Raw genomic sequence first — 21,008 nt, 5'->3', positions numbered from 1 at the left:
ATCCGGGTACTTCACGCGTCTGCGGGAGAATGTGACGTGTGGAAGGAAAGCACAGGCTGATCCGTCAGACGAGTCGATGGGCGCGGTTTGCCCAGGTCACCGTTCGCGGAGCCGCGGCCGCCGAGCCGGAGGTGCTGCTGGGCCTGAACCTGTTCAGGTGGCGCGATGAGTCCTACGGCCACCTCGCAGGCACCAGCCGCACCGACGATCAACAGATCGAGGTAGAGGCGCTGGAAGGCGCTTGGTATGCGCTCATGCAGCTGCCTGAAGAGGCCCGTGGGGTACGCGTATCCGTCGTCGAGATCGTCACTTCGCCGGTAGACACGGGCCCTGGTGATGTGAAGTTCGCTGCGGCACACGCTGTCTGGCAAGCCGTCGGCCGGCAGCCGAGGCAGGAACCGTGGATCGGCGAGGACGGGACTCCCGTCTTCCCGTAACAACCCTGGTGCCGCTGGTCCGCGCCGGCGCGCACTTCGAAAACGGCCTCCTGGTCGAGCGGTCCGAGGTGGCAGCATGAACGACATGCTCAAGGCACTTGAAGCGCTGACCGACCGCGATCCGGACCGTCGGGACGTCGCCGCCGACGTCCTCGGGGACCTCCTGCGCGGCGCCGCACTCGACGCGGACTCCGCTCGCCTGGTCGTCGGACGTCTGGTCAGCGTGGCCGTCAACGAATCGGTGACCAAGGTGCGCGAGTCCGCCCTGAACTCGATCAGCGAGGCGTTCGACCACTACGGCTTGCCTCTGACCCTCGTCGAACCGCTGGCGGCTGCCATGCCGACGATGGAACGCCAACTTCTCGTCCACACGCTCTACATCCTCGGGGCCACGCACGACCCGCAGGCCCGGCCGCTGATCGAGCCCCTCCTCCATCACCCCGACCCAGAGGTGCGCGAGGAGGCTCGGCTCGCAGCAGCCGAGATCACCGCCGTCGAGTCGGAGGGCCTCACCCACAGCTCTGCACTATTGCTCGGTGGAGTCCACGCTCACGTCCCAGGTGATCAGGCCTCTCGCGTCGGCCTTGACCTGCAACTGGGTGAGGATCCGGCTCCAGATGCCGCCGCGCTGCCAACGCCGGAAGAGACCGTAAACGGTCTCCCACTCGCCGTACCGGGCAGGAACGTCGCGCCGGGGCGCGCCGGTCCGCGTCCGCCATCGGATGCCGTTGATCAGCTGTCGCTTGGACCAGACCGGTGGCCGCCCCGGCTTCTTGCCCACCGGCAGCAGCGGCTCCAAGCTGGGCCATTGCTCGCTCGTCAGATCTCCACGCCCCACGAGTGGATCATGACAGACCTTGATCCACTTATGGAACAGGCCCCTAGTAGGGCTTGGTCAGGTCCGTGCAATGGTGGCGTGTCCTTGGGTTACTTGGGTCGTTGAGGGTGTGTGACACCTGGTGAGATGGCTGAGGTCCGGGAGGACCTGGAGGAGTTCACGGCGGCGCTGTTCGAGGCGTTCACGCGTAACGACCAGCGTCGCTGGGGTCGGGTCTATGTGCGTGGGTTGCTGATGGACGGCGGTCGTAAGTCGGTGGAGCCGATGGCCGCCCGGCTCGGTGAGGACGGCAACCGGCAGGCGCTGGCGCACTTCGTGACGACCAGCCCGTGGGATCCGGCGCATGTGCGGGCCCGGCTGGCGTGGCGGATGCACGCCGAGTTGAAGCCGACGGCGCTGATCATCGACGACACCGGTTTCCTGAAGGACGGCGACGCCTCGGCGTGTGTGTCCAGGCAGTACACCGGCACCGCGGGCAAGGTCACCAACTGCCAGGTGGGCGTCTCACTGCATCTGGCCACCGACCACGCCTCGACCGCTGTCGACTGGCGGCTGTTCCTGCCCAAGTCCTGGGACCCGGCCTCCGACAAGGCCGAACCGGCCAAGGTCGCCCGCCGGGAGCGCTGCCAGATCCCCGCCTACCTCGGGCACGTGGAGAAGTGGCAACTCGCCCTGGACATGGTCGATGAGACCCGTTCCTGGGGCGTGCACGTCCCATTGGCCGTCGCGGATGCCGGCTACGGCGACGCGGCCGCCTTCCGCCTGGGCCTGAACGAACGCGGCCTGAACTACGTCGTGGGCATCTCCACCACCCTCACCGCCCAGCCCGGCCCCGCCAGCCCGTTCACCCCGCCCTACAGCGGAACCGGCCGACCGCCGGTCGCCCGCTATCGCGATCCGGCGAAGAGCGTGAAGGCACTGGTCATGGAGGCCGGGCGCAAGGCGGCCAGGCCGGTGTCCTGGCGTGAGGGCTCCCGCCCGGGCAATAGCCGTTCGGGCTTCAAGCGGATGTACTCACGGTTCGTCGCACTGCGGATCCGCCCCGCGGGCCGCGAGATCCGCGACGCCACCGAGGGCGTGGAGCTGCCCGAGTGCTGGCTGCTGGCCGAGTGGCCCGCCAAGGAGCCCGAGCCGGTGCGGTTCTGGCTCTCCGACCTGCCCGCCGACACCCCGCTGACCACCCTCGTCCGCCTGGCCAAGCTCCGCTGGCGCATCGAGCACGACTACCGCGAGATGAAGCAGGCCCTGGGACTCGCCCACTTCGAGGGCCGCACCTTCACAGGCTGGCACCACCACGTCACCCTCGTCGCCCTCGCCCACGCCTTCTGCACCCTGCGGAGGCTGGCCCGGGCCCCAAAGAAACGGCAGCGGCCTGAGCCTCTACCAGGTCGTCCGCGAGCTACAGAGCATCCTCGCCACCTGGGCCGGCACATGCCCCACCTGCCACCGCGACATACCCACACCAATACGGACCTGACCAAGCCCTACTAGGAGCGTGGGTCGGTAACGGGGCAAGCTGCCGGGTGTTCGCGATGGGCGGAGCCCGTTGTGGTGCCCGGTTTGCGTTCGCGGCCGTTCTGGCAGGTCATGATCTGGCCGAATACGGGTTCGACGATGGCTTTGCGCTGGGCGTAGGCGGCGCGGCCGGGTTTGGTGCGCAGCTTGCGGGCCATGCGTTCCCGGGGTGTCGCGTTCGCCGGGATGCGTCCGCGCGGGGCGGACGGGACCTGCTCGTCGTGGGCCAGACGGCCGGTGGCCATGAAGGTGTCGGTGCCGTGCTCGGCCTGGCGCGAAGCTGCGGCCTGAAGGTTCGCCTCGGAGCAGTACCCTGCGTCGGCCAGGGCCTGCTGGGGGTGGATGCCGGTGTTGGCGGCGGACTGGTCGAGCATGCCGGTGTGGTTCAGCGCGTCCGAGGGGTTCGTCGTGACGTCGGCGGCGGTGATGATCTGGTGGGCGTCATCGACGACGGCTTGGGCATTGTAGGCCTGGATGTAGGCGCCGTCGCCGTTCTTCATGATCCGCGACTGCGGGTCGGTGAAGTTGGCCTGGGCCTTGTCCTTCGGGCGGGCCGTGGCGGCGGCCTGGTCTCCGGCGGCCACCATCTCGGGGGCGTCGGTGCCGGCGCGGTCCTGGCGTCGGCGTTCCTTGTCCTCGGCGTGTTTGCGCGCCTTGGCGGCGGCCTCGGCCTCGATCTGCGCGCGGGCGGCCTGCAGCCGGGCCAGGCGCTTCTCCCGCCGGTCCAGCTCGGCGGGCAGGTCGGTGTCCTTGCCGTTCGCGCCGAACGCCTTGTCCTCGGCGGCGTCGATGTTCTCGGCGTCGGTCAGCAGCGCGGCCGCGGCGGCTTCGAGTTCTGCCATCTCCGCCTCGACGCGTTCCTCCTTGTCGACCAGCCGGGCGTAGCTCATCGCCTTGTGCTTGGAGGCGGCCGCCTCCAGCTTGGTGCCGTCCAGGGCGACCCGGCCCAGCTTCACCATGGCGGCAGCAGCAGCACCTGATTTGGGGGCGAACATCCGGAACGTCTTGTTCACCGGAGCCTTCGGCCCGATCCTCGGCTCCACCGCCGCCGGGTCCACCTCGAACAAACCATCCCCACCAGGCATACCAAGATCTTCCCAAACGAAAGATCACAAACCTCTGACGGGGTTGACACTACCGGCCCACGCTCCTAGCGGCCCGCGCCGCCGTCCGGAACGCCGTCGGCGGCCAATACCTCGCGCAACGTCTTCGCGAAAGCCTCGGGCTGCCCGGGGTAGCCGCCTGACGCGTCCTGGAACCCGCCGTGGTGGCTCGGGAAGACGACGACCTCTTGCCCGAGCAGCGCGGCGAGGGCCCGTGACGTCCGGTCGGTGAGGACGCCCGCCGACTCCTCGCCGACGGCGGTCACGATGCGCGTCGGCGCGGCGCGCAGCGCTTCGATGTCGGGCTGGTAGCGGATGATCGCCCACGATCTGTCGGACAGCAGCGGGCTGTCACGGGCGCCGTCGTCCGGCATCTGCATGCCGAACTGCGCCGGGTCCGGCAGCGGCTGAGCGAGGAACTCGTCGGTGATCTCGCCCTGCCAGGACGTGTACCCGATGAACGCCGCCATGCCGGGTCCGAACCCGCCGGCGTCGTAGGCGTCCCGGATCCGTTCGAAACCGCGTTCGGCCGCGGCGGCGTCGGGAAGGACGCTCAACAGCGGCGGCTCGTGGTCGACGAGCACGACGATGTCCTCCGGATGCGTCGTGACCCAGGCCAGCGCGGTCACCGCGCCACCGCTGCTGGCGAAGACGTCCACCGGCCCGACGCCGAGCTCCACGACCAGCGCGTGCAGGTCCGCGGCCTGGACGGCCGGATCGTTGTCGACCCGGCCGTCCTTGCGCACACTCCGCCCGAGGCCTCGCGGGTCGTACGTGACGACCGGTCGGTCGGGAAAGTAGAACGCCAGTGCGGTGAAGCCCTCGGCGGTCATCGGCTGCCCGATCATCACCAGAGGTCGGACGCCGTCCGCCGAGGGCGGCGGACCGTGCAGGTCGTACGCGATATCGGCGTCAGCCGTGGTCAGAGTGTGGGTCGTCGTCATGATCGGGTCATCTTCCTTCCGATGCCAATGATTCGGACTCTATCCCCGACCGCCGACACTCCACAGCCCGGCGGCGGCGATCTCTACAGCGGCTGGAAGCTCTGGTCGGTCTGGCCGTTCCAGTACCACGTGTCGATCGACCCGCCGGGCCACGAGGTGTTGCCCGAGACGTTCCAGGACCTCGTCGACCAGTTCCGCGACGAACCGGGCCAGGTGGTCCTCGGACAGCCGCTCGTCCAGCGACGGCAGCAGCAACAACATCTGACGAAGATCACGAACCCCTGGCGGGGGTTGGCATTACTGACCCACGCCCCTGGCCTAGAGCGCGTGAGCCGACCGGACGGCGTCCAGGATCAGCACGCCCAGCGCCCAGGAGCCGAAGAGCAGGAACGCGCCGATTCCCGAGCCGCTGCGCCGCCCGGGCTGCGCCAGCCTCACCAGGTAGAGCGCACAGACCGCGGTGAGGATCGCCGCGCCCACCACCCCGGCGACCGGGACGAAGAGGCCGACGGTCGACAGCACCGCGCCGAGCAGCTTCACCGGCGCGAACACCCGGGTCGCGACGGACGGCGGGTATCCCGTGAACCCGGTGAACAAGGGCATGGTGCGGCCGGTCCAGAGGTTGATCGGCGCCATCACGAACTCGGCCACCAGCAGGATCGTCAGAACCCATATGGCTGTTGTCACTTGACCAGGATCCTTCTCACGGCGGGACTCCCCGGCGAGAGGTCCCGAGGACGTGGTTGGCGAGGGTACAGCAGGCTGCCGCCCGCACGCCCGGCGGTCCACGGTGGTCGGCCGTGCCGGCGGCGACAAGTGCGCCGCAGCGGGGCATCAGGTTCAACCCGCCGAGGGGCCCTGGTAGGTGGTGCGGGCGCAGGAGAGGCCAGGGTGCTCGGTGCGGCGCCCGCAGGAGGTCGGGGCGCGGGCGGCGGCTCGACAGCGTTAGCATCGCGGGATCACGAGACATCGCGGAATCACGAGATGGTGAGATCGCGAGCTGCTCCGGGGGGCCTGATGAGTCGACCACTGCTGTTCCTTGACGTCGACGGACCGCTGAACCCGTACGCCGCGCAGCCCGAGCGGCGGCCCGAGGGATACACGACGCTGCGGGTGCCCCGTGCGGCTGGGGGTGCAGTGGAGTCCGCGCCGTCGCTGGTTCACCGCAAGCCGCTGCGGGTGTGGCTGAACCCGGCGCACGGGCCGGCCCTGCTGGCGCTCGACTACGAGCTGTGCTGGGCCACCACCTGGATGGACGGCGCGAACCGGTGGATCGGGCCCGTCCTCGGTCTGCCCGAGCTGCCGTTCGTCGACTTCGGCGCCGCACTGTTCGCCGAGCGGCCGGACGGCGTGCACTGGAAGTCCGATCCGCTGTTGGCGTACGCCGACGGCCGGGCCTTCGCGTGGGTGGACGACGAGCAGGGTGAGGCGGATCACATCCACGTGGCCGCCCACCACGGCGGGCCGGCCCTGCTCCACCACGTCAATCCGCGGGTGGGTCTGCGCGACGGGGACTTCGTGGCCCTCGCCGCCTTCGCGGCCGCCTGTTGAAGTCCACTGAGGCCCGCTGAGGGGTCGAGGGGTCCTACCTGCGGGCTCCCGCCCGTGACCGGCCGGTGGTCGCGGGCGTTCCCCCGGCATGACGTTCCCCCCGGCCTACCGGCCCTCGGTCGACGCTGGTCGTGGTCGCCGCGACCGGCCCGGTCCCCGGCACGGCCGACCGGGGCCGGCCGCTGATCCTGTTCGCCGACCACCCGGCTGAGCGATGACGACAGCCGGTGACGATGCGGGGCGACGAGGGGATGGTGGTCACACCTGGTGACGGCGCCGGCGACTACGTTCGGTGACCGTGTGGATCCGGCTTGTCACCGGACCGGGCGGTGCCGGGGCGCCGCGCCGTCGTGGGTGGGGTCAGATCTGCCGCTCGGGGTCGGAGAAGGTCAGGCCACCGGTGCTCTGGGGGCGGTGGGCGGCGGCAGCGGGCTCGGGGAGGTCGTCGGTGGGCGGCGGGCGGAAGTCCGCACCCTGCTCCACCGGCGGCACCTGTCGCACGCCGCTCGGGGCGGCAGCGGAGGCCGCGGTGTCGGTGGCCGGCTCGGAGAACACGGGCAGCCCGGGGCTGCGTCGGTCGGGGGTCATGATCCCCAGTGTCGCAGGCTCGCCGGTCGTTGGTGAACGAGCCCCTGGACCGACCCCGCTGCACGGACCCCGAGGCGGTCCCGAGGCGGGGCGGAGGAGGGGTAACGGCCCGGGCCGCTTGGCGGGTCAGCCGAACTCGTCCAGGAGCTGGTAGAACGCGATCCGACTGCCGTCCACGCCGCCGGGCGGGTCGTAGCGGGCGAGCAGGCGCCCGACGAGCACGGGGTCGTACTGCCCGTTGATCGGGGCGGCCAGGCTGCGGGCCAGCAGTGCGAGGTCGGCGTTCCGGTCGGCGCGGCCGACCCGGCCGAGGTCGACCAGGCCGGTGACCTGCAGCGTCCGGGGGTCGAGCAGCACGTTGGGCAGGCAGAGGTCGCCGTGGCAGACCACCACGTCCTCGTCGGCCGGCACGGTGGCGTTCAGCTCGGCCAGCAGCCGGTCGGCGGTCCAGCCCGCGCGCTGCTCGTCCAGGTCCGCCAGGTCGAGCAGGCGGTGCTCGGCGGCGTGGCGGGCGTCGGAAAGGGTGACCGCGAGGGTGCGGTCGAAGGGGCAGTCGGCGGCGGGCAGCGCGTGCAGGCTGCGGGCCACGTCTGCGAGCGCGTCGACCACGGCGGGCAGCTGCCCGACCGGCCAGGGTTCGGCCGCCGAGCGCCCGGGCACGGCCGGGGTGAGCAGCCAGCCGCCGTCCGGGCCGTGCCACTGGTCCAGCACCTGCGGGACGCCGATGCCCTGGCCGGCCAGCCAGGTCGCCCGGGTGGCCTCGGCCGCGAGGTCGGACCCGGGGTCCGGGCGTTCGCCGTACGCGGCGATCTTGAGGTAGGTGCTCTCGCCGCGACGCTCCAGCCGGTACACGGCGGCGCCCGAGCAGCCGACGGTGACCGGGGTCCATGCGTGGTCGGCGAAGTGCCGGCGCAGGTCCGCGAGCAACCGGTCACCGGTCCGGGCGCGGTCGGCGTCGCGGTCGCGGTCGGGGTCCCCTGTCGTCATGCCGGGGACGATTCCACCAGGTCCCCGGAGTCGACAAGGGACTTTCCGACCCCGGCGGGCCCCGCCACACCGGCCGGTACAGTGGACGTTCGCACACTGAGGGAGGGTCAGACCTTGTGGGATGACGGCCTGGTGAGCATCGGGGAGCTCGCCGAGCAGGCGGGCGTCACGGTCAGGACCGTCCGCTTCTACTCCGATCGTGGTCTGCTGCCCGAGGCTGCCCGCAGCGCCGGGGGGCACCGCCGTTACGGCGCCGAGGCGCTGGACCGGCTCCGCCTGATCCGCTCGCTGCGCGCTCTCGACCTGCCGGTCCCGGCGGTGGGCCGCGTCCTGGCGCGGGAAGGCTCACTGGCGGACGCGCTGGAGGACGTCGTCGCGGGGCAGTTGCGCGAACTCGGCTCGCGGATGGCGGCGCTGCGCTGGCGGGAGGCCGTACTCCAGTTGCTCGGGGACTGCACCGCCGAGGAGCGCGCGGACCGGCTGCGGCTGGTCGGCGCGGTGTCCGCCCCGCCCAGCACGGCGCCGATGGCACGGTTCTGGCGGCAGTGGCTGCCGCCACGGCTCCCGGCCCGGCTGGTGACCGCGATCCTGGACCAGGCGGTCCCGCAGCCCCCGGCGGAGCCGAGCCCGGCCCGGGTGCTGGCCTTCGCCCGGCTGCACGCCTTCGTCTCCGCCACCTGCGACACCCGCCCAGGCGCCCGCAGCGAGCAGCCCGCCGAGCACCGGCCCGAGCGGGGCTACCGGCCCGCCGTGCTCTACGACGGCCTGCTGGAGTCGTACGCGCTGGCCTCGACCGAACTGCGGGCCGGGCGGCCACCGCGCGAGGGCGGGGCGCTCGACTGCTTCGTCTCCGCCCACGCCGGCTCGCGCGGCCTGCGGGACACCCCCGCTCTACGCCGCGGGCTCAGCGGTCAGCTGGCCGCCGACCCGCGGGCCGACCGCTACTGGCAGCTCACCGCCGAACTCTCCCGCCCGCCCACCGGCCCACCCGACCCGACCCCCGGCGACTCCCACGACTGGCTCTGCGCCGCTCTGGCCGTCGGTGTCACCGACGTCGCCGATCCCACCGAGGCCGCCGAGGCCGCTGATCCCACCGAGCCGCGCCCAGGGCCGGACCTCCGAAACTGATCACGTGGCGGTCGGCCGCGCGATACTGGGCCGGTTGGCGGACATCGGGGGAGGCAACGGATGAGGCACGTCTCGGCATTCCGGGTGGTGGTTGTGGCGATGGCCCTGGGCCTGGCCGCCTGTGGCGCGGCGGAGGACCCGCGCCAGAACCCCGCATCACCCTCGGGCCCGCACGCCACCGGGTCGGTGTCGGCCGCCGGCCAGGCGGACCCGGTCCGGGCAGCCCCGGACCAGGCAGCCCCAGCGGCCCCGGCGCCGAGCAGGCGCAGCGTCCTGGACTGGGCGGAGCAGAACAGCCAGATGCCGGCCGACGGCGCACTGACCGTCGTCGACTGGCAGGGCACGGGCCCCGCCGCCCTCCTCTGGCAGGCCGCCGGGAGCCAGGACGTCTGCATGGCGCAGACCAGCGCGGGCACGGGCTTGGTGGTCTCGTGCGAGAAGTCCGGTGACATCGTGGCCGCCGGTTCTCCTGCGCTGAAAGCCGTCATGGTGACAACTCCCCTGCGGGAGAGTCGCCCTGCGGACGGAGTCGTCTTCTTCGCCAGCGGCGAGACCGTGGACCGGTTGTCCTGCCGGCAGAGCGTGTCGGAGGCTCACACGATCATGGATGTCGAGGTCGGCGGCGAGCCCAGGACGTTCTTCTGGGCCTCGGTGCCGCACGAACTCGGGGGCACGTACGGGGCCGATGTCCGGCGCGGGGGTCTGCCGAGCCGCGACACGGTGCGGGTCTACGCGGAGGGCACCGTCGACTGCTAGGAACTCTCGGGCGAGCCGGCGGTGTCCAGGAAGGGCAGGAGGGCGGCCGGCAGGGAAGGGGACGCGAGGATGTCGTAGTGGGTGGCGCCGGGGAGCACCGCGAGCTTTGACGCCGGGCGGCCCGAGCCGTCCCAGCCGGCGTCCCGCAGGCCCCCGCCGAGCAGGGCGAAGAACTCGACCATGTGCGCGGGGCGCACCGCGTCGGCGTCGGCGAAGACCAGCAGCGTGGGGGCCGTGATGGCGCCGACCTCGGCCGTCCAGTCGTAGTCCTGCTTCTTCAGCTCGGAGATCCTCCCGACCAGCACCGGCCAGTCCTCGGGGCGGGGCGCGACCCGGGCGTAGAGCCCGTGGATCGGCGACTGCCTCATCGGCTCGGCGGCCTGCGCGCTCATCCGGTCCATCGCGGCCACCACCTCCGGGTGCCAGCCGTCACGCCTGAACGGGGTGGAGAGCACGACCAGCCGCCGCACCAGCGCGGGGTGCTGGATCGCGGTGCGCAGGGCGACGTCCGCGCCGACGGAGTAGCCCAGCACGTCGGCCCGGTCCGCGCCGAGGTGTTCGACCAGGGCGGCGATGTCGTCGGCCATCAGCTCCGGGCTCAGCGCGCGGCCGATGTCGGCCGTGCGCCCGTGCCCCTCCAGATCGACCAGCACGACCCGGTGGTCGGCCAGCGCGGGCAGGAGCGGAGCGAACAGGTCGCTCGCGCCGAGGCCGCCGTGCAGCAGCAGGACGGGCACGCCGGAGCGGGGTCCGTGCTCCTCGAAGTACAGCGACAGTCCGTTGATCTCCGCGTAGCTCATCGCCTCGCCCTTCCGCCGCTCCGTCGTGCCTCCGATGCCTCAGTGGTATCAGGGACGACTGACAGTCTCCGCGCAGCGGGCGCGGCCGCTCGCGAAGCCCGTTCACGCGGCCCGTTCGCGCGGCCCGTTCGCGCGGGCGGCCGCCGGGTCGGCGTGCCGCAGCCGGCCACCGGTGGCGGCGCCGTACGGTTCCTGGGTCCGCGGAAGACGGTCGGCGGCGGTCGGCGGGCGGCGGGCGGCGGGCGGCAAGGAAGGAGCAGCCACCGGCCGGTGGCAGGTGGCGGGCTCGGAGAGCAGAAGGACAACGGCCGGAAGGCCACGGGAGGTTCGTGTGACAACCTACGTACTCGTTCCCGGTGCGGACGGCCGTGCCTGGTTCTGGCACCGGCTGGTCCCCGAGGTGCAGGCGCGCGGTCATCGGGCGGTGGCCGTCGAGCTGCCGCAGGACGACTCCGCGGGACTCGCCGAGTACGCCGACGCCGTGGTCCGGGCGGTGGACGAACCGCGCGACGGCCTGGTGCTGGTGGCGCAGTCGCTGGCCGGGTTCACCGTGCCGCTGGTCTGCGAGCGGCTGGCGGTGGACGCGTTGGTGCTGGTCAACGCCATGGTGCCGGTCTTCGGCGAGAGCGCCGGCCAGTGGTGGGAGAACACCGGCCAGGGCGCGGCGCGCTCGGCGAAGGCCGTGCGCGACGGCCGCGGGCCGGACCCGGCGTTCGACGTGCTGGTCGACTTCTTCCACGACGTCCCGCCCGAGGTCACCGAGCGGGCGCTCGCCGAGGAGGTCGGCGGTCCCTCACCGACGCTGTTCGCCGAGCCGTGGCCGCTGCGCACCTGGCCCGAGGTGCCCACCCGGTTCCTGCAGGGCCGCGAGGACCGGTTCTTCCCGATCGAGTTCCAGCGCCGGGTCGTCCAGGAACGGCTGGGCATCACCGTGGAGGAGACGCCCGGCGGGCACCTCAGCGCGCTCAGCCACCCCGCCGAACTCGCCGAGCTGATCTGCCGCCCGCCTACCGCGGCGGCGGACCGGGAGGACCGCGGGCATCCTGCGTCGTGATGGCGTCCACGACGGTCCGGCACGCCACGAACAGGGCCCGGCTCCGGACGTGGTCGAGGTGACCTCCGCGCCACAGGTCCTGGCGGTCGAGGTGTTGGGGGGATCACTGCAGCGGATCCCCGGGGGTTCCGCCTCTTCCCTGAGCGCTCGACGACACCGTGGGCGCCGCAGTGGCAGGGTGCGGCCCTCGCGCGGCGGCGGGGGTGGGGGTGCTCGGCGGCGGCGATCTAAGCTGCTGGTATGCCTACGCAGTCGATGTCGCACGAGGCCGCCGACGGTACGGCCGCGGGGCTGGACGCGGTCGCCCGGTTGCTGGCCGGGCGCGGGGTGGTGGTCCTGACCGGGGCGGGGCTCTCCACCGAGTCGGGGATCCCCGACTACCGCGGCCCCACCGGTAGCCTGCGCCACCGCCTGCCGATGACGTACCAGGAGTTCGTGGCCGGCGAGGAGGGGCGGCGCAGGTACTGGGCGCGCAGCCACGTCGGCTGGCGGGCGATCGCCCGGGCCGAGCCCAACGCCGGGCACCGGGCCGTCGAGGAACTGCGGCGCACCGGTCGGGTGTCGGCGGTGATCACCCAGAACGTGGACGGCCTGCACCGTGCGGCCGGCACCCTGGACGCCGTGGAGCTGCACGGCGGCCTGGAGAGGGTGATCTGTCTCGACTGCCGCCGCACCAGTGCGCGCGAGGACCTCGACCGGCGGCTGGTGGCGCTGAACCACGGCTTCCGGGACGTGGCCACCGCCACGGCGGTCAAACCGGACGGGGACGTCGAACTGCCCGACTCCCTGGTGCACGGCTTCCGCGTCGCGCCGTGCGAGGCGTGCGGCGGCGTCCTCAAGCCCGATGTGGTCTTCTTCGGCGAGAGCGTGCCCAAGCCCCGGGTCCAGCACTGCTACGAACTGGTCGACGCCGCACGGGCGCTGCTGGTGCTCGGGTCGTCCCTGACCGTCATGTCGGGCCTGCGCTTCGTGCGCCACGCAGCGCGGGCCGGCAAGCCGGTCGCGATCGTGAACCAGGGCACGACGCGCGGGGACTCCTACGCGGCGGCCCGGGTCTCGCTGCCGCTCGGCGCCGCGCTGACGGCGCTCACCACGGTGACCGGGACCTGACGGCTCCGCCCGACCCCCATCGGGCCCGGAGCGGGCAGGGACGGGCACGGGAGCCGGGGCGTGGACCGGAGCGCGGGCGGGGGCGGGCGGCGCCCCCCTCGCGCCGGTGCAGGTGGGCACGGTCCGGACAGAACCCGTTCCCGCTACGGCGATATCCGATCAGATTCCTCCCTTGCACCACCCCCGACCGTCACCCTGCGTACTCTCCCCCTCACCCAGTCGCGGCCGGCGAGGCCCGACCGACGAGAGGACGCCGCATGGCCACCGACTCCGCCGCACCACCGACCCACCGGACGATCCCGGTGCTCCGGATGCGTCCGGGCGACCACGCGTTCGCCGACTACGAGAACGACGAGAGCCGCTGGGAGATCCTGCTGGCGTTCATCCACCTGGGTCTGGCGCGCGGCGAGAAGGTGACCGTGATGGCCGACCCGGCGGTCCCGCACGCAGAGGTGCACGAGCGCCTGCTCGCCCACCACCGGAGCGCGGAACCCGTCGGTGCCCCGGGCCAGTTGACGGTCACCAGCATGCGCGACCTGATCAGTCCGGACACCCGCTTCACCGCGCGGCGGCAGATGGAGCGGCTGCGCGAGGAGACCGAGACGGCACAGAAGGAGGGCTTCACGGGCTTTCGAACCGTCATCGACATGGCCTGGGTGGCGGATCTGGGCATGGACATCGAGGGCGTGATGCACCGCGAGACCCACGCCCACGCCCTGTTCGCGGACCGGCGGTACGCCGAGATCTGCACCTACGACCGGCGACGCTTCCACCCCGACGTCCTCGAAGCGATGCGCACCGGCCATCCGGTGGCCCTGCTGGACCGCCTCGGCTCCCTGCGGATCGAGCACCTGGACGGCGGCGTGCGCCTGATCGGCGACGCCGACCTCGCCACCCGCCGGCAGTTGCTCGCCGCGCTCCCCCGGATCATCGCCGACCTCGGGCCGGCCAGGCACGCGGTCGTGGACCTCACCGGACTCTGCTTCCTGGACACCGACAGCGCGACCGCCCTGCTGCGCATCGTCGACCTCACGGCCCCGCGCACGCGCCGGCTGGAGATCCGCTGCTCCCCGTTCCACGCCCGGATGCTGCGCCTGCTCGGCGTGCGGTCCATCCAGCAGATCACGTTGACCACGGTGGAGGAAGCATGACCGGCCGGCCCGTCGCCCTGCTCGAAGGGCTGGTCCTGGACCAGCACTTCACCGCGGCCGAACTGCCGCTCCTGCGCGCGACCGTCACGCACTGCGCCGTGCTGGCCGGCGTGGCGCCCGAGACCCGCCAGCTGCTCGTGCTCGCGGTCGACGAGTTGGCCGCCCGGGCGATCGATCGGGGCGGTGCCGCGGGCGGCGGGGGCAGGACAGGCGCTCGGACAGGGGCCGGGACGCAGGAGGAGGCGCAAGCGGGCGAGCCGGCGGCGGAAGCGGGTGAGGCGGACGAGGCCGCCCTGGCCGCCCGCATCGTGATCAGCCGCACGGCCGATCCCGCGCTCGCCTGCCGGGTGATCGCCCCGCACGGGCGCCGGCCGGACGCCACCGGGCCGCACCCGGCCGACCCCACCGCCGACCCCACCGCCGACCCGACGCCCCACCCTCCCGCCGACCACGGCGTCGTGCTGCGGCTGGCCGAGGTCCTGGCCGAGGAGCTGGGTGACGCGCTGCGGATCGAGCCCGACCCGGCGGGCGCGACGACGGTCCTGGTGACCGTCCCTCTGCGGTAGCCGCGGCCGGCGGGCGGGCGCCCTCCAGGGCCGCCCCCTGACATCATGTCAACCATGTCAGTCACCCCACCGATACCACCGCCGGTCACCTCTCCCACGGCCGGGCACGGCACCGACCGGTTCCAGGCAGGACAGAGCGGGCTCGTCGTCCGGATCCCGGCGGGGGAGCCCGCCGTCCGCGCCTGGCGCGAGCGGCTCGACCCCTCCGCCCGGGCCGGTGTGCCAGCCCATGTGACCGTCCTCTTCCCCTTCCTCGACGAGAGCCGGCTGGACGCCACCGTCCACGCCGCCCTCGCCGGGACCGTGGCCGCCCACCCGGCCTTCGAGGTGCGGTTCGCCCGCTGCGAGCGCTTCCCCGGGGTCCTCTTCCTGGTGCCCGAGCCGGACCTGCCCTTCCGCCGGCTCACCGAAGCGATCGTCGAGCGCTGGCCGGAGGCACCGCCCTTCGGTGGCCGGTTCGACGACAACGTCCCGCACCTGACCCTGGCCCAGCACGAGGACGGCGCCGTGCTGGACGAGGTCGAGGCGGGCGTCGGCGCGCTGCTCCCGGTCACCGCGCGCGTCGCCTCGGTGGAGCTGCTGGTCCACGACGGCACGGCCTGGCAGGCCCGGGCCTCGTTCCCGCTGCTCGGGTGAGACCCGGCCGCGGGCCGGCCGGCGCAGTGCGCGATCATGGAGGCATGCACTCCACCAGCAGGATCATCGTGGCCCTGGACGTCGACAACCGTCGTGCGGCGGAAGGGATCGTCGATCGGCTGGGCGAGGAGTGCGGGTTCTACAAGGTCGGGCTGGAGCTGCTGACGGCGGCCGGCCCCGACCTCGTGGCGGGACTGGTCGCCCGGGGCAAGGAGGTGTTCCTGGACCTCAAGCTCTTCGAGATCCCGAACTCCGTCGCCGGCGCGGTCCGCGCCGCGGGCGCGCTGGGGGTGTCCCTGGTGACCGTCCACGGCATGGGCGGCAGCGCCGTCATGGCGGCCGCGGTGGAGGCGGCCCGCGACTTCCCGCAGCTGCGGGTACTCGCCCTGACCGTCGTGACCAGCATGACGGAGTCCGATCTGCGCGAGGTCGGCATCGAGTCCTCGACCGACGCCCAGGTGCTGCGCCTGGCCCGCCTCGCGGACCGCGCCGGCTGCCACGGCGTGATCGCCTCACCGCGGGAAGTCGCCGCGCTGCGGGGCGCTTTGGGACCCGATGCGCTGATCGTCACGCCCGGGGTCACGCTGCCCGGGCCCACGCTGCCCGGATCCACCCGCGGCGACCACGCGCGGACGGACACCCCGGCCGCCGCCTTCGCCGCGGGCGCCACGCAGGTCGTCGTGGGCCGCGCGATCACCCGGGCGGACGACCCGGTGGCCGCGCTGCGCGCCGTCCGCGCCGATCTGGGCGAGTGACCCGGACGCGGCACGGCAGGGCTGCCGGGCTCACCGGACCGAGCCCGTCGACCGCGCCGCGCCCGGTTCAGCGCCCCGGTTCAGCGCCCCCGTTCAGCACCGCCGTTCAGCGCTGCCGGCCGCGCAGCCATCGTCGGCCCAGCACGCCCGCCGCCAGGTGGCTGAGGGCGCCGACGGCCGCGAGCGCGAGACCGACCCTGCTGCCCAGCCAGAGGTGGAGTCCCAGGCCCGTCGGCACCAGGACGATCGCCAGCACCCGCAGCGGTCGCCCGCCCACCGGTCCGGCCCCCGCCCGTCCGGCGCTCATCGGGCGGGCGCCGGCTTGACGGCCCGCACGTAGCGGATCAGCGGCAGGTCGCCGGTCTCGACGTCGGCGAAACCGGCACCGCGGACCAGGGGTTCGAGCAGGTGGACCGGGTTGTGCTCCATCGCGGGTCCGGTGACCGCACCGACCAGGTGGCGGCCGATCCGGCCCTTCGGGGGACGGAAGTCGGCCACCAGGACGCGTCCGCCGGGGCGCAGCACCCGCATCATCTCGGCCAGCGCCCGCTCGCGGAGCGGCTCGGGCAGGTGGTGGATCACCAGGCTGGTCACCACCGCGTCGTAGTGGCCGTCGGCGGCGTCGAGGTCCTCGGCGATCCCGTCGGCGAAGGTGCAGTGGGTCAGTCCGGCGGCGAGGCGCCGCGCGTGGGCGACGACGTCCGCGGAGGGGTCGACGCCCAGGACCGAACCGGTGGCGGTGACCTGGTGGGCCATCGCCCGGGTGAGGTAGCCGGTGCCGCAGCCCACGTCCAGGACGCGGTCCCCGGGTCGGGCGCCGCTGAGCTGCGCGAGCCGGGTGAAGACGGCCCGTCGTCGGCCCAGGAAGAAGGTGGCGCTGAGCACCTCGTAGGCGCGGCCGTGCGTGATGGTCGCGCCGGCGGTGCGGTGGTCGGGACTGCCGTGCAGGAATCGTGCGAGCTCCATGGGCCCACCTTTCTTAGTCATGACTAAGTAGCTTCAACTTAGCTGCGACTAAGTTATTCCGCAAGGCCCACTAGACTGGGGGCGTGCCAGCACCCACCCCAGCCCCGGGCCCCCGCCGGACCCGTCTGAGCGCCGCCGAGCGCAAGGCCTCGATCCTCGCCGCGGCGACCGAGGTCTTCGCCGAGACCGGCTACCAGCGCGCCAAGATGTCCGACGTGGCCGGGCGGGTCGGCGTCAGCGAACCGGTGGTCTTCCAGAACTTCGGCTCCAAGGCCGCCGTCTTCTCCGCCGTCCTCGAGGACGCCACCCGTCGCACCGTCCTGATGCTGCGCCAGTGGGCCGCCACGAGCGGGTCGGTCGGTGACTGGCTGGCCCGGTTCCTCGCCCCCGACCACCTGAGCCAGGTGCACGCCCGCGGCACCCTCGGTGTGCTGTTCTCCGACGCGATGGCGCTCACCGCCGACCCGACCGTCGCGCAGGCCGCCCGGGAGGCGAACCGGGCGGTGGCGGAGGTGTTCGCCGAACTGATCGCCCAGGGCCAGCGGGACGGCAGCGTGCGGTCCGACCTCGACCCGGCCACGGCGGCCTGGTGGCTGCTCTCGCTGCTCGCCTCCCAGGGCTTCCGCCGCGCGGCCGCGCCCGACGACGAGCAGCTCGAGGCCGGACTCGCCGCGCTCACCCTGAGTCTGCTGACCGGCTGAGCCCGGGACCGTTCACCGGCGCTTCGGCTGCGTCGGCCCGCCGTGCGGCAGGCGGACGTTCGTCGAGCAGATCGCGGGCTTGACCCGGCACCACGGCCGGTGGACCGCACGGCCGCGGGCGGCGCCCGGCCGGTCCGGCGACGGCCGTCGTTCGGCACCCTGCGCGTGTCAGGTGACGGATGCTCGGCGATGGCCGGGCCCGCCGGTCAGTCGATGCCTTCGATGATGCGGAAGTCGCGCTCGACGCCGCCGGGGAGGGCCACCAGCGCCTTCTGGTATGCCTCGCTCTCGTACGCCGCGACGGCCTGTTCAAAGCTGTCGAACTCGATCATAACGACGCGTTGTGTGATTCCGGCCTCGTGGGCGACGACCCGACCGCCGCGGGACAGGAGGCGCCCGCCCCCGGCCCGGACGGCCGGACCGGCCAGCTTCTCGTAGGCAGTCAGCCTCTCGGGGTCGGCAATGGCGGGGTAGACACTGACCCAGTAGCCCTTAGCCACGGAAACCTCCTGCGTTCGGCCGGGCACGTCCGACGTCGAGTTGACAGGCAGATCGATCGATCCCGGTGAGGGGTACCACGGTCGGTTGAATGGTCATCTGCGCAGGCTAGGGCCTGACATGCGGTCCAGGGAAAGACCGGTACGGGATAGGCTCAGAACGGATCGTTATCAGTCGGCGGGGAGGTCACGTGGCGCCGGACACGGTGAGCCTTCGGTACTTCCTGGTACTGGCGCAGGAGTTGAACTTCACCCGCGCGGCCGCACGGATCGGCGTCGCACAGCCCGCGCTCAGCGCCCGGATGCGCCGGTTGGAGGCCGAACTCGGTACGGCCCTGCTGATCCGCAACACGCGCAGCGTCGTATTGACCACGGCCGGCGCGGCTTTGGCGGAGTCAGCGCCGCCCGCGCTCGCGGCACTGGACCGGGCATGGGACACCGCCCGGAGCGCGGCGTCCGGTGAACTGGGCACGCTGCGCATCGGATACAGCCTCAGCGCCGGGGCCGAGACGGCACCGGCCCTGGTGGACAGGCTGATGCGCGACAACAGCGGACTCGAGGTCGGCGCGGTCCCGATGGCGACACCGGAGATCTCCCCCGCGGTCGCCGACGGCCGCCTCGATGCCGGGATCACCCGTGGTGAACAGCCGGGCCGCGGCGTGCGCCGGTTCCTGCTGCGCCGTGCGCGCGTCGGGGTCCAGCTGGCGCGGCACCATCCGCTGGCCGACCACCCGGAGATCGAGATCGCCGACGCGGCCGCGTATCCGCTGCGACTCCCGGACCGTGCGGCCAACCCCGTGATCCACGATCAGCTGTCCGCACTGTTCCGGGACACCCGACCGCACCCCCGATTCCACACGCCCGCAGTCTCTTTCGACATGTCTCAGCGCGACCTGCGCGACGGGGTCACCCTCGCCCCGGCCGGAGAAGCCGCGGCCACGGCCCAACCGGCCGGTCTCACCTGGCGCCCGCTGCGAGGCGCGCCCAGCCTGACGATCCACCTGGTCCTCCCACGCGAGCCGTCGCCGCTGCACCGCCGCATCCGTGCCGTCGCCAAAACCCTGGCGCACGACCTGCACTGGCTGCCGGACTGACGCGCAGGAGGTCAGGCGAGACGGACGCCTGCGGTGGCGAGGCCGAAGACCGCGCGCAAGCTGGTGCTGCCCGGGGTCGGGGAACGGGAGGCGAGCGACCTGATCCGCGACCTCGCCTTCGCCGACTTCGGCCCGATCTTCGAGGCGTACGAGGCCGACTTCGGCCGCAGCTACGTCTTCGGCGACGATCCCGCCAAGCACCGGCTCGTGCGGGACCTGCCGCGCATCTTCGACGCCGGGCGAGCCGCGTTCGCCGCCGACCCGGACATCACCGGCGGCCGGCTGTACGCCGAGGTCGACCGGCCGGCCACCGAGGCGGGCTGGAGCATCGGCATCTGGCACGCCGGTCACCTGGTGGGCGAGTTCCCGCACGAGACCAACGACGGCGCCGAGGCCACGTCCTACATCACGCCCGAGAACGACACACCGCTGCGGCGCACCGACCGCACGGGTCGGCTCTGCCACTGGATCCTGGAACTCCACCTGGTCGACCGGGCGGGCGGCTTCGGCGGCTTCTACGAGCAGCTGCTGGACCTGGCTTGACCCCACCACCCCGGTCGCGCGCCGCGACCGGGAGTCGGCAGGTCGGGGCCCCGGCCCCCTCGCCTCCTAGGGAGCGTGCTCCGCCGAACGCATCCAGGCCAACTGCTCGTCGTTCAACGGCGGGGTGAACCCCTCCGGCAGCATGAGCATCCGATCGTCCGGCCAGACGGCCTCGAGCCCGTGCTCCCCGCAGTCCAGGGCGATGCGGTGGGTCGGCCCGCCGCGGCATGCGTCACCGCGGTACGGGCCGTCATGGGACTGGCAGAAGTACCCGACGGTGGTGCAGTCGTCCTCATCGGTGGGCTCGTGGAAGTCCGGGTCACGGACAACGAGCGTGACCGGTTCCTGAAGGTTGAACCTGGGGACGGGGCGGGGGTCGCACCACGTCAGTCGGGGAGGGAGCACGCGCTCATCATGCCGCGTCGCGATCCTCCCGGTCCACGGGATCCGTCCGTCGGCCGAGCTCCGGGACCCACCCTTCCCGCAATCCCTCAGGCCTGGGCGGCCAGGTAGACCCATGCCCTCGTGCCGGAGGCGAGGGCGACCTCGGAGCGGGCGTAGTCGTCGACCTCGTAGGCGTCGGCGGAGGCCAGCTCCTCGTCGGTGATCTCGAAGACGCTCCCGGCCACGGCGTCGGCCGGGTCGGGCGAGGCGATCACCAGCGGGTGGCGGTCAGTGCCGCTGGCGGCGATCACCTCCGGGTCGGTGATCTGGATCATCGTCAGCCGGAAGCCCGGCAGGGCGTCCTGCCGGCCCTGCAGCAGCCGGCCGAAGCGGGCGAGCTGGACCTGCGGCGACTGCAGCGTGCCGTACGAGAACAGCTGGTGCGGGACCTGGCCGGCCATGCGGGGAGCCTCCTACAAGTACGGGTCCGGGGACGGGGACGGGGGCGTCGGGACTGCGCCGTCCGGGCGGGGACGTCGCGTCACCGCCCGGCGCCCAACCTATCGAACGGATCGCCCGGCCGGACCGGCGGCCCCGTGACCCGGTGGCCCCGGCCGTGCCTCACCCGAACGGCGGCGGGTCGGGCGCCGGTGGCCCGGGACGTCGGACCCTACTGTCGGACATCACCCGCCGGGACCGACCGGCACAGGATGTCGGGGACTCCATGCGCCACCTCCAGATCTCCCGCCGCACGCTCCTGCGTTCGGGACCGGGTCTCGCCGCCTCGGCGCTGCTCGCCGGCTGTTCGTCCTCCCCCGCGGAGCCGGCGTCGGGGCCGGCCTCGGCGGCGAGCGGACCGGCGAGCGGGCTCTCGACCGAGCCGGCCGGCGCGGCGCGGGTCGCG

The 21,008-nt window shown here is 73.0% G+C and carries 26 protein-coding genes and 3 pseudogenes; 16 read left to right on the top strand and 13 right to left on the bottom strand.

The window, feature by feature from the left end; translation table 11 throughout:
- Positions 1-38 precede the first annotated feature (38 nt).
- The 3 genes and pseudogenes from ABD323_RS08725 to ABD323_RS08715 form a co-directional block, all read left to right on the top strand.
- Entirely contained in the window at positions 39-437 is a 399-nt protein-coding gene (locus ABD323_RS08725) for a hypothetical protein (protein ID WP_344440664.1), read from the top strand.
- A 76-nt stretch (positions 438-513) separates the two neighbouring features.
- On the top strand, positions 514-1,380 hold the full coding sequence (locus ABD323_RS45935) for a HEAT repeat domain-containing protein (protein ID WP_425555913.1): 867 nt from the start codon (positions 514-516) through the stop codon (positions 1,378-1,380).
- A 21-nt stretch (positions 1,381-1,401) separates the two neighbouring features.
- A pseudogene (locus ABD323_RS08715) lies at positions 1,402-2,679 on the top strand (IS701 family transposase); the annotation flags it as partial.
- Between the two features lie 164 nt (positions 2,680-2,843).
- On the opposite strand, the pseudogene ABD323_RS08710 reads toward ABD323_RS08715, so the two are convergent.
- From ABD323_RS08710 to ABD323_RS08695, 4 genes and pseudogenes are all read right to left on the bottom strand, one after another.
- Positions 2,844-3,764, bottom strand: a pseudogene (locus ABD323_RS08710) (transposase); the annotation flags it as partial.
- A 176-nt stretch (positions 3,765-3,940) separates the two neighbouring features.
- Positions 3,941-4,837 carry an alpha/beta fold hydrolase gene (locus ABD323_RS08705; protein WP_344440662.1) on the bottom strand — a complete coding sequence of 299 codons (897 nt, stop codon included), beginning with the start codon at positions 4,835-4,837 and terminating at the stop codon, positions 3,941-3,943.
- A gap of 39 nt (positions 4,838-4,876) precedes the next feature.
- A complete protein-coding gene (locus tag ABD323_RS08700; protein ID WP_344440661.1) occupies positions 4,877-5,098 on the bottom strand; it encodes a hypothetical protein in 222 nt (73 codons plus the stop codon).
- A 57-nt stretch (positions 5,099-5,155) separates the two neighbouring features.
- Entirely contained in the window at positions 5,156-5,524 is a 369-nt protein-coding gene (locus tag ABD323_RS08695; RefSeq protein WP_344440660.1) for a hypothetical protein, read from the bottom strand.
- Between the two features lie 330 nt (positions 5,525-5,854).
- Between ABD323_RS08695 and ABD323_RS08690 the strand changes: the two genes are divergently transcribed.
- A complete protein-coding gene (locus tag ABD323_RS08690) occupies positions 5,855-6,388 on the top strand; it encodes a hypothetical protein (protein ID WP_344440659.1) in 534 nt (177 codons plus the stop codon).
- 360 nt (positions 6,389-6,748) lie between these two features.
- Here ABD323_RS08690 and ABD323_RS08685 read toward each other — a convergent pair whose 3' ends face one another.
- Positions 6,749-6,976: a hypothetical protein gene (locus ABD323_RS08685; RefSeq protein WP_344440658.1), complete on the bottom strand. Its 228-nt coding sequence runs from the start codon at positions 6,974-6,976 to the stop codon at positions 6,749-6,751.
- Between the two features lie 126 nt (positions 6,977-7,102).
- Positions 7,103-7,963: an APH(3') family aminoglycoside O-phosphotransferase gene (locus ABD323_RS08680; RefSeq protein WP_344440657.1), complete on the bottom strand. Its 861-nt coding sequence runs from the start codon at positions 7,961-7,963 to the stop codon at positions 7,103-7,105.
- Between the two features lie 129 nt (positions 7,964-8,092).
- On the opposite strand from ABD323_RS08680, the gene ABD323_RS08675 reads away from it, so the two are divergent.
- The gene (locus ABD323_RS08675) at positions 8,093-9,091 is read left to right on the top strand and encodes a helix-turn-helix domain-containing protein (protein WP_344440674.1); all 999 of its coding nucleotides are present in this window, start codon (positions 8,093-8,095) and stop codon (positions 9,089-9,091) included.
- A 60-nt stretch (positions 9,092-9,151) separates the two neighbouring features.
- Entirely contained in the window at positions 9,152-9,847 is a 696-nt protein-coding gene (locus ABD323_RS08670; RefSeq protein ID WP_344440656.1) for a hypothetical protein, read from the top strand.
- Here ABD323_RS08670 and ABD323_RS08665 read toward each other — a convergent pair.
- Positions 9,844-10,647, bottom strand: a complete 804-nt coding sequence (locus ABD323_RS08665) for an alpha/beta fold hydrolase (protein ID WP_344440655.1) — start codon at positions 10,645-10,647, stop codon at positions 9,844-9,846. The two genes, ABD323_RS08670 and ABD323_RS08665, sit on opposite strands and share 4 nt — an antisense overlap.
- Positions 10,648-10,749: 102 nt before the next feature.
- Positions 10,750-10,911: a hypothetical protein gene (locus ABD323_RS08660; protein ID WP_344440654.1), complete on the bottom strand. Its 162-nt coding sequence runs from the start codon at positions 10,909-10,911 to the stop codon at positions 10,750-10,752.
- A gap of 67 nt (positions 10,912-10,978) precedes the next feature.
- Between ABD323_RS08660 and ABD323_RS08655 the strand changes: the two genes are divergently transcribed.
- The 6 genes from ABD323_RS08655 (at position 10,979) to pyrF (ending at position 15,919) form a co-directional block, all read left to right on the top strand.
- The gene (locus ABD323_RS08655) at positions 10,979-11,701 is read left to right on the top strand and encodes an alpha/beta fold hydrolase (protein WP_344440653.1); all 723 of its coding nucleotides are present in this window, start codon (positions 10,979-10,981) and stop codon (positions 11,699-11,701) included.
- A gap of 240 nt (positions 11,702-11,941) precedes the next feature.
- Complete coding sequence (locus ABD323_RS08650; protein WP_344440652.1) at positions 11,942-12,811, top strand: NAD-dependent protein deacetylase; 870 nt, start codon at positions 11,942-11,944, stop codon at positions 12,809-12,811.
- A gap of 257 nt (positions 12,812-13,068) precedes the next feature.
- Positions 13,069-13,962, top strand: coding sequence for an MEDS domain-containing protein (locus ABD323_RS08645; protein WP_344440651.1), 894 nt, complete (start codon positions 13,069-13,071; stop codon positions 13,960-13,962).
- Positions 13,959-14,528: a hypothetical protein gene (locus ABD323_RS08640; protein ID WP_344440650.1), complete on the top strand. Its 570-nt coding sequence runs from the start codon at positions 13,959-13,961 to the stop codon at positions 14,526-14,528. Before ABD323_RS08645 ends, ABD323_RS08640 begins: the two co-directional genes overlap by 4 nt.
- A gap of 54 nt (positions 14,529-14,582) precedes the next feature.
- Positions 14,583-15,164, top strand: a complete 582-nt coding sequence (locus tag ABD323_RS08635) for a 2'-5' RNA ligase family protein (RefSeq protein ID WP_344440649.1) — start codon at positions 14,583-14,585, stop codon at positions 15,162-15,164.
- 44 nt (positions 15,165-15,208) lie between these two features.
- Positions 15,209-15,919, top strand: a complete 711-nt coding sequence (pyrF, locus tag ABD323_RS08630; RefSeq protein ID WP_344440648.1) for an orotidine-5'-phosphate decarboxylase — start codon at positions 15,209-15,211, stop codon at positions 15,917-15,919.
- A 106-nt stretch (positions 15,920-16,025) separates the two neighbouring features.
- Here the strand turns inward: pyrF and ABD323_RS08625 are convergent, their stop codons facing one another.
- Positions 16,026-16,226, bottom strand: coding sequence for a hypothetical protein (locus ABD323_RS08625; protein WP_344440647.1), 201 nt, complete (start codon positions 16,224-16,226; stop codon positions 16,026-16,028).
- Positions 16,223-16,885, bottom strand: a complete 663-nt coding sequence (locus ABD323_RS08620; protein ID WP_344440646.1) for a class I SAM-dependent methyltransferase — start codon at positions 16,883-16,885, stop codon at positions 16,223-16,225. The genes ABD323_RS08625 and ABD323_RS08620 overlap by 4 nt, the downstream gene beginning before the upstream one ends.
- A gap of 83 nt (positions 16,886-16,968) precedes the next feature.
- Between ABD323_RS08620 and ABD323_RS08615 the strand changes: the two genes are divergently transcribed.
- The gene (locus tag ABD323_RS08615) at positions 16,969-17,586 is read left to right on the top strand and encodes a TetR/AcrR family transcriptional regulator (protein ID WP_344440645.1); all 618 of its coding nucleotides are present in this window, start codon (positions 16,969-16,971) and stop codon (positions 17,584-17,586) included.
- Positions 17,587-17,792: 206 nt separating this feature from the next.
- On the opposite strand, the gene ABD323_RS08610 is transcribed toward ABD323_RS08615, so the two are convergent.
- Positions 17,793-18,086, bottom strand: a complete 294-nt coding sequence (locus ABD323_RS08610) for a DUF1330 domain-containing protein (RefSeq protein ID WP_344440644.1) — start codon at positions 18,084-18,086, stop codon at positions 17,793-17,795.
- Between the two features lie 188 nt (positions 18,087-18,274).
- Here ABD323_RS08610 and ABD323_RS08605 point away from each other — a divergent pair, with 188 nt between their 5' ends.
- Both ABD323_RS08605 and ABD323_RS08600 read left to right on the top strand, forming a co-directional pair.
- The gene (locus ABD323_RS08605) at positions 18,275-19,177 is read left to right on the top strand and encodes a LysR family transcriptional regulator (RefSeq protein WP_344440643.1); all 903 of its coding nucleotides are present in this window, start codon (positions 18,275-18,277) and stop codon (positions 19,175-19,177) included.
- A gap of 33 nt (positions 19,178-19,210) precedes the next feature.
- The gene (locus tag ABD323_RS08600) at positions 19,211-19,720 is read left to right on the top strand and encodes a M24 family metallopeptidase (RefSeq protein WP_344440642.1); all 510 of its coding nucleotides are present in this window, start codon (positions 19,211-19,213) and stop codon (positions 19,718-19,720) included.
- A gap of 66 nt (positions 19,721-19,786) precedes the next feature.
- Here the strand turns inward: ABD323_RS08600 and ABD323_RS08595 are convergent, their stop codons facing one another.
- Together ABD323_RS08595 and ABD323_RS08590 are read right to left on the bottom strand one after the other, a co-directional pair.
- Complete coding sequence (locus ABD323_RS08595) at positions 19,787-20,125, bottom strand: hypothetical protein (RefSeq protein WP_344440641.1); 339 nt, start codon at positions 20,123-20,125, stop codon at positions 19,787-19,789.
- Between the two features lie 86 nt (positions 20,126-20,211).
- Positions 20,212-20,565 (bottom strand): gamma-glutamylcyclotransferase family protein, encoded by a 354-nt coding sequence (locus ABD323_RS08590; RefSeq protein ID WP_344440640.1) that lies wholly within the window; start codon positions 20,563-20,565, stop codon positions 20,212-20,214.
- A 263-nt stretch (positions 20,566-20,828) separates the two neighbouring features.
- Here ABD323_RS08590 and ABD323_RS08585 point away from each other — a divergent pair.
- Positions 20,829-21,008 (top strand): annotated as a pseudogene (locus tag ABD323_RS08585) (PQQ-dependent sugar dehydrogenase); the annotation flags it as partial.

Origin of the sequence: Kitasatospora nipponensis (assembly GCF_039528135.1) — a bacterium.
Lineage (GTDB): Bacteria > Actinomycetota > Actinomycetes > Streptomycetales > Streptomycetaceae > Kitasatospora > Kitasatospora nipponensis.
The sequence above is the reverse complement of the archived record's forward strand: the minus strand, read 5'-3'. Positions and strand labels throughout refer to the sequence as shown.

Bases quoted from the DNA above. Each gene is read 5' to 3' on its own strand.
- ABD323_RS45935 (WP_425555913.1), top strand. From the start codon at position 514: ATGAACGACATGCTCAAGGCACTTGAAGCGCTGACCGACCGCGATCCG.
- ABD323_RS08705 (WP_344440662.1), bottom strand. From the start codon at position 4,837: ATGACGACGACCCACACTCTGACCACGGCTGACGCCGATATCGCGTAC.
- ABD323_RS08700 (WP_344440661.1), bottom strand. From the start codon at position 5,098: ATGTTGTTGCTGCTGCCGTCGCTGGACGAGCGGCTGTCCGAGGACCAC.
- ABD323_RS08690 (WP_344440659.1), top strand. From the start codon at position 5,855: ATGAGTCGACCACTGCTGTTCCTTGACGTCGACGGACCGCTGAACCCG.
- ABD323_RS08685 (WP_344440658.1), bottom strand. From the start codon at position 6,976: ATGACCCCCGACCGACGCAGCCCCGGGCTGCCCGTGTTCTCCGAGCCG.
- ABD323_RS08680 (WP_344440657.1), bottom strand. From the start codon at position 7,963: ATGACGACAGGGGACCCCGACCGCGACCGCGACGCCGACCGCGCCCGG.
- ABD323_RS08670 (WP_344440656.1), top strand. From the start codon at position 9,152: ATGAGGCACGTCTCGGCATTCCGGGTGGTGGTTGTGGCGATGGCCCTG.
- ABD323_RS08665 (WP_344440655.1), bottom strand. From the start codon at position 10,647: ATGAGCTACGCGGAGATCAACGGACTGTCGCTGTACTTCGAGGAGCAC.
- ABD323_RS08650 (WP_344440652.1), top strand. From the start codon at position 11,942: ATGCCTACGCAGTCGATGTCGCACGAGGCCGCCGACGGTACGGCCGCG.
- ABD323_RS08645 (WP_344440651.1), top strand. From the start codon at position 13,069: ATGGCCACCGACTCCGCCGCACCACCGACCCACCGGACGATCCCGGTG.
- ABD323_RS08640 (WP_344440650.1), top strand. From the start codon at position 13,959: ATGACCGGCCGGCCCGTCGCCCTGCTCGAAGGGCTGGTCCTGGACCAG.
- ABD323_RS08635 (WP_344440649.1), top strand. From the start codon at position 14,583: ATGTCAGTCACCCCACCGATACCACCGCCGGTCACCTCTCCCACGGCC.
- pyrF (WP_344440648.1), top strand. From the start codon at position 15,209: ATGCACTCCACCAGCAGGATCATCGTGGCCCTGGACGTCGACAACCGT.
- ABD323_RS08625 (WP_344440647.1), bottom strand. From the start codon at position 16,226: ATGAGCGCCGGACGGGCGGGGGCCGGACCGGTGGGCGGGCGACCGCTG.
- ABD323_RS08620 (WP_344440646.1), bottom strand. From the start codon at position 16,885: ATGGAGCTCGCACGATTCCTGCACGGCAGTCCCGACCACCGCACCGCC.
- ABD323_RS08590 (WP_344440640.1), bottom strand. From the start codon at position 20,565: ATGGCCGGCCAGGTCCCGCACCAGCTGTTCTCGTACGGCACGCTGCAG.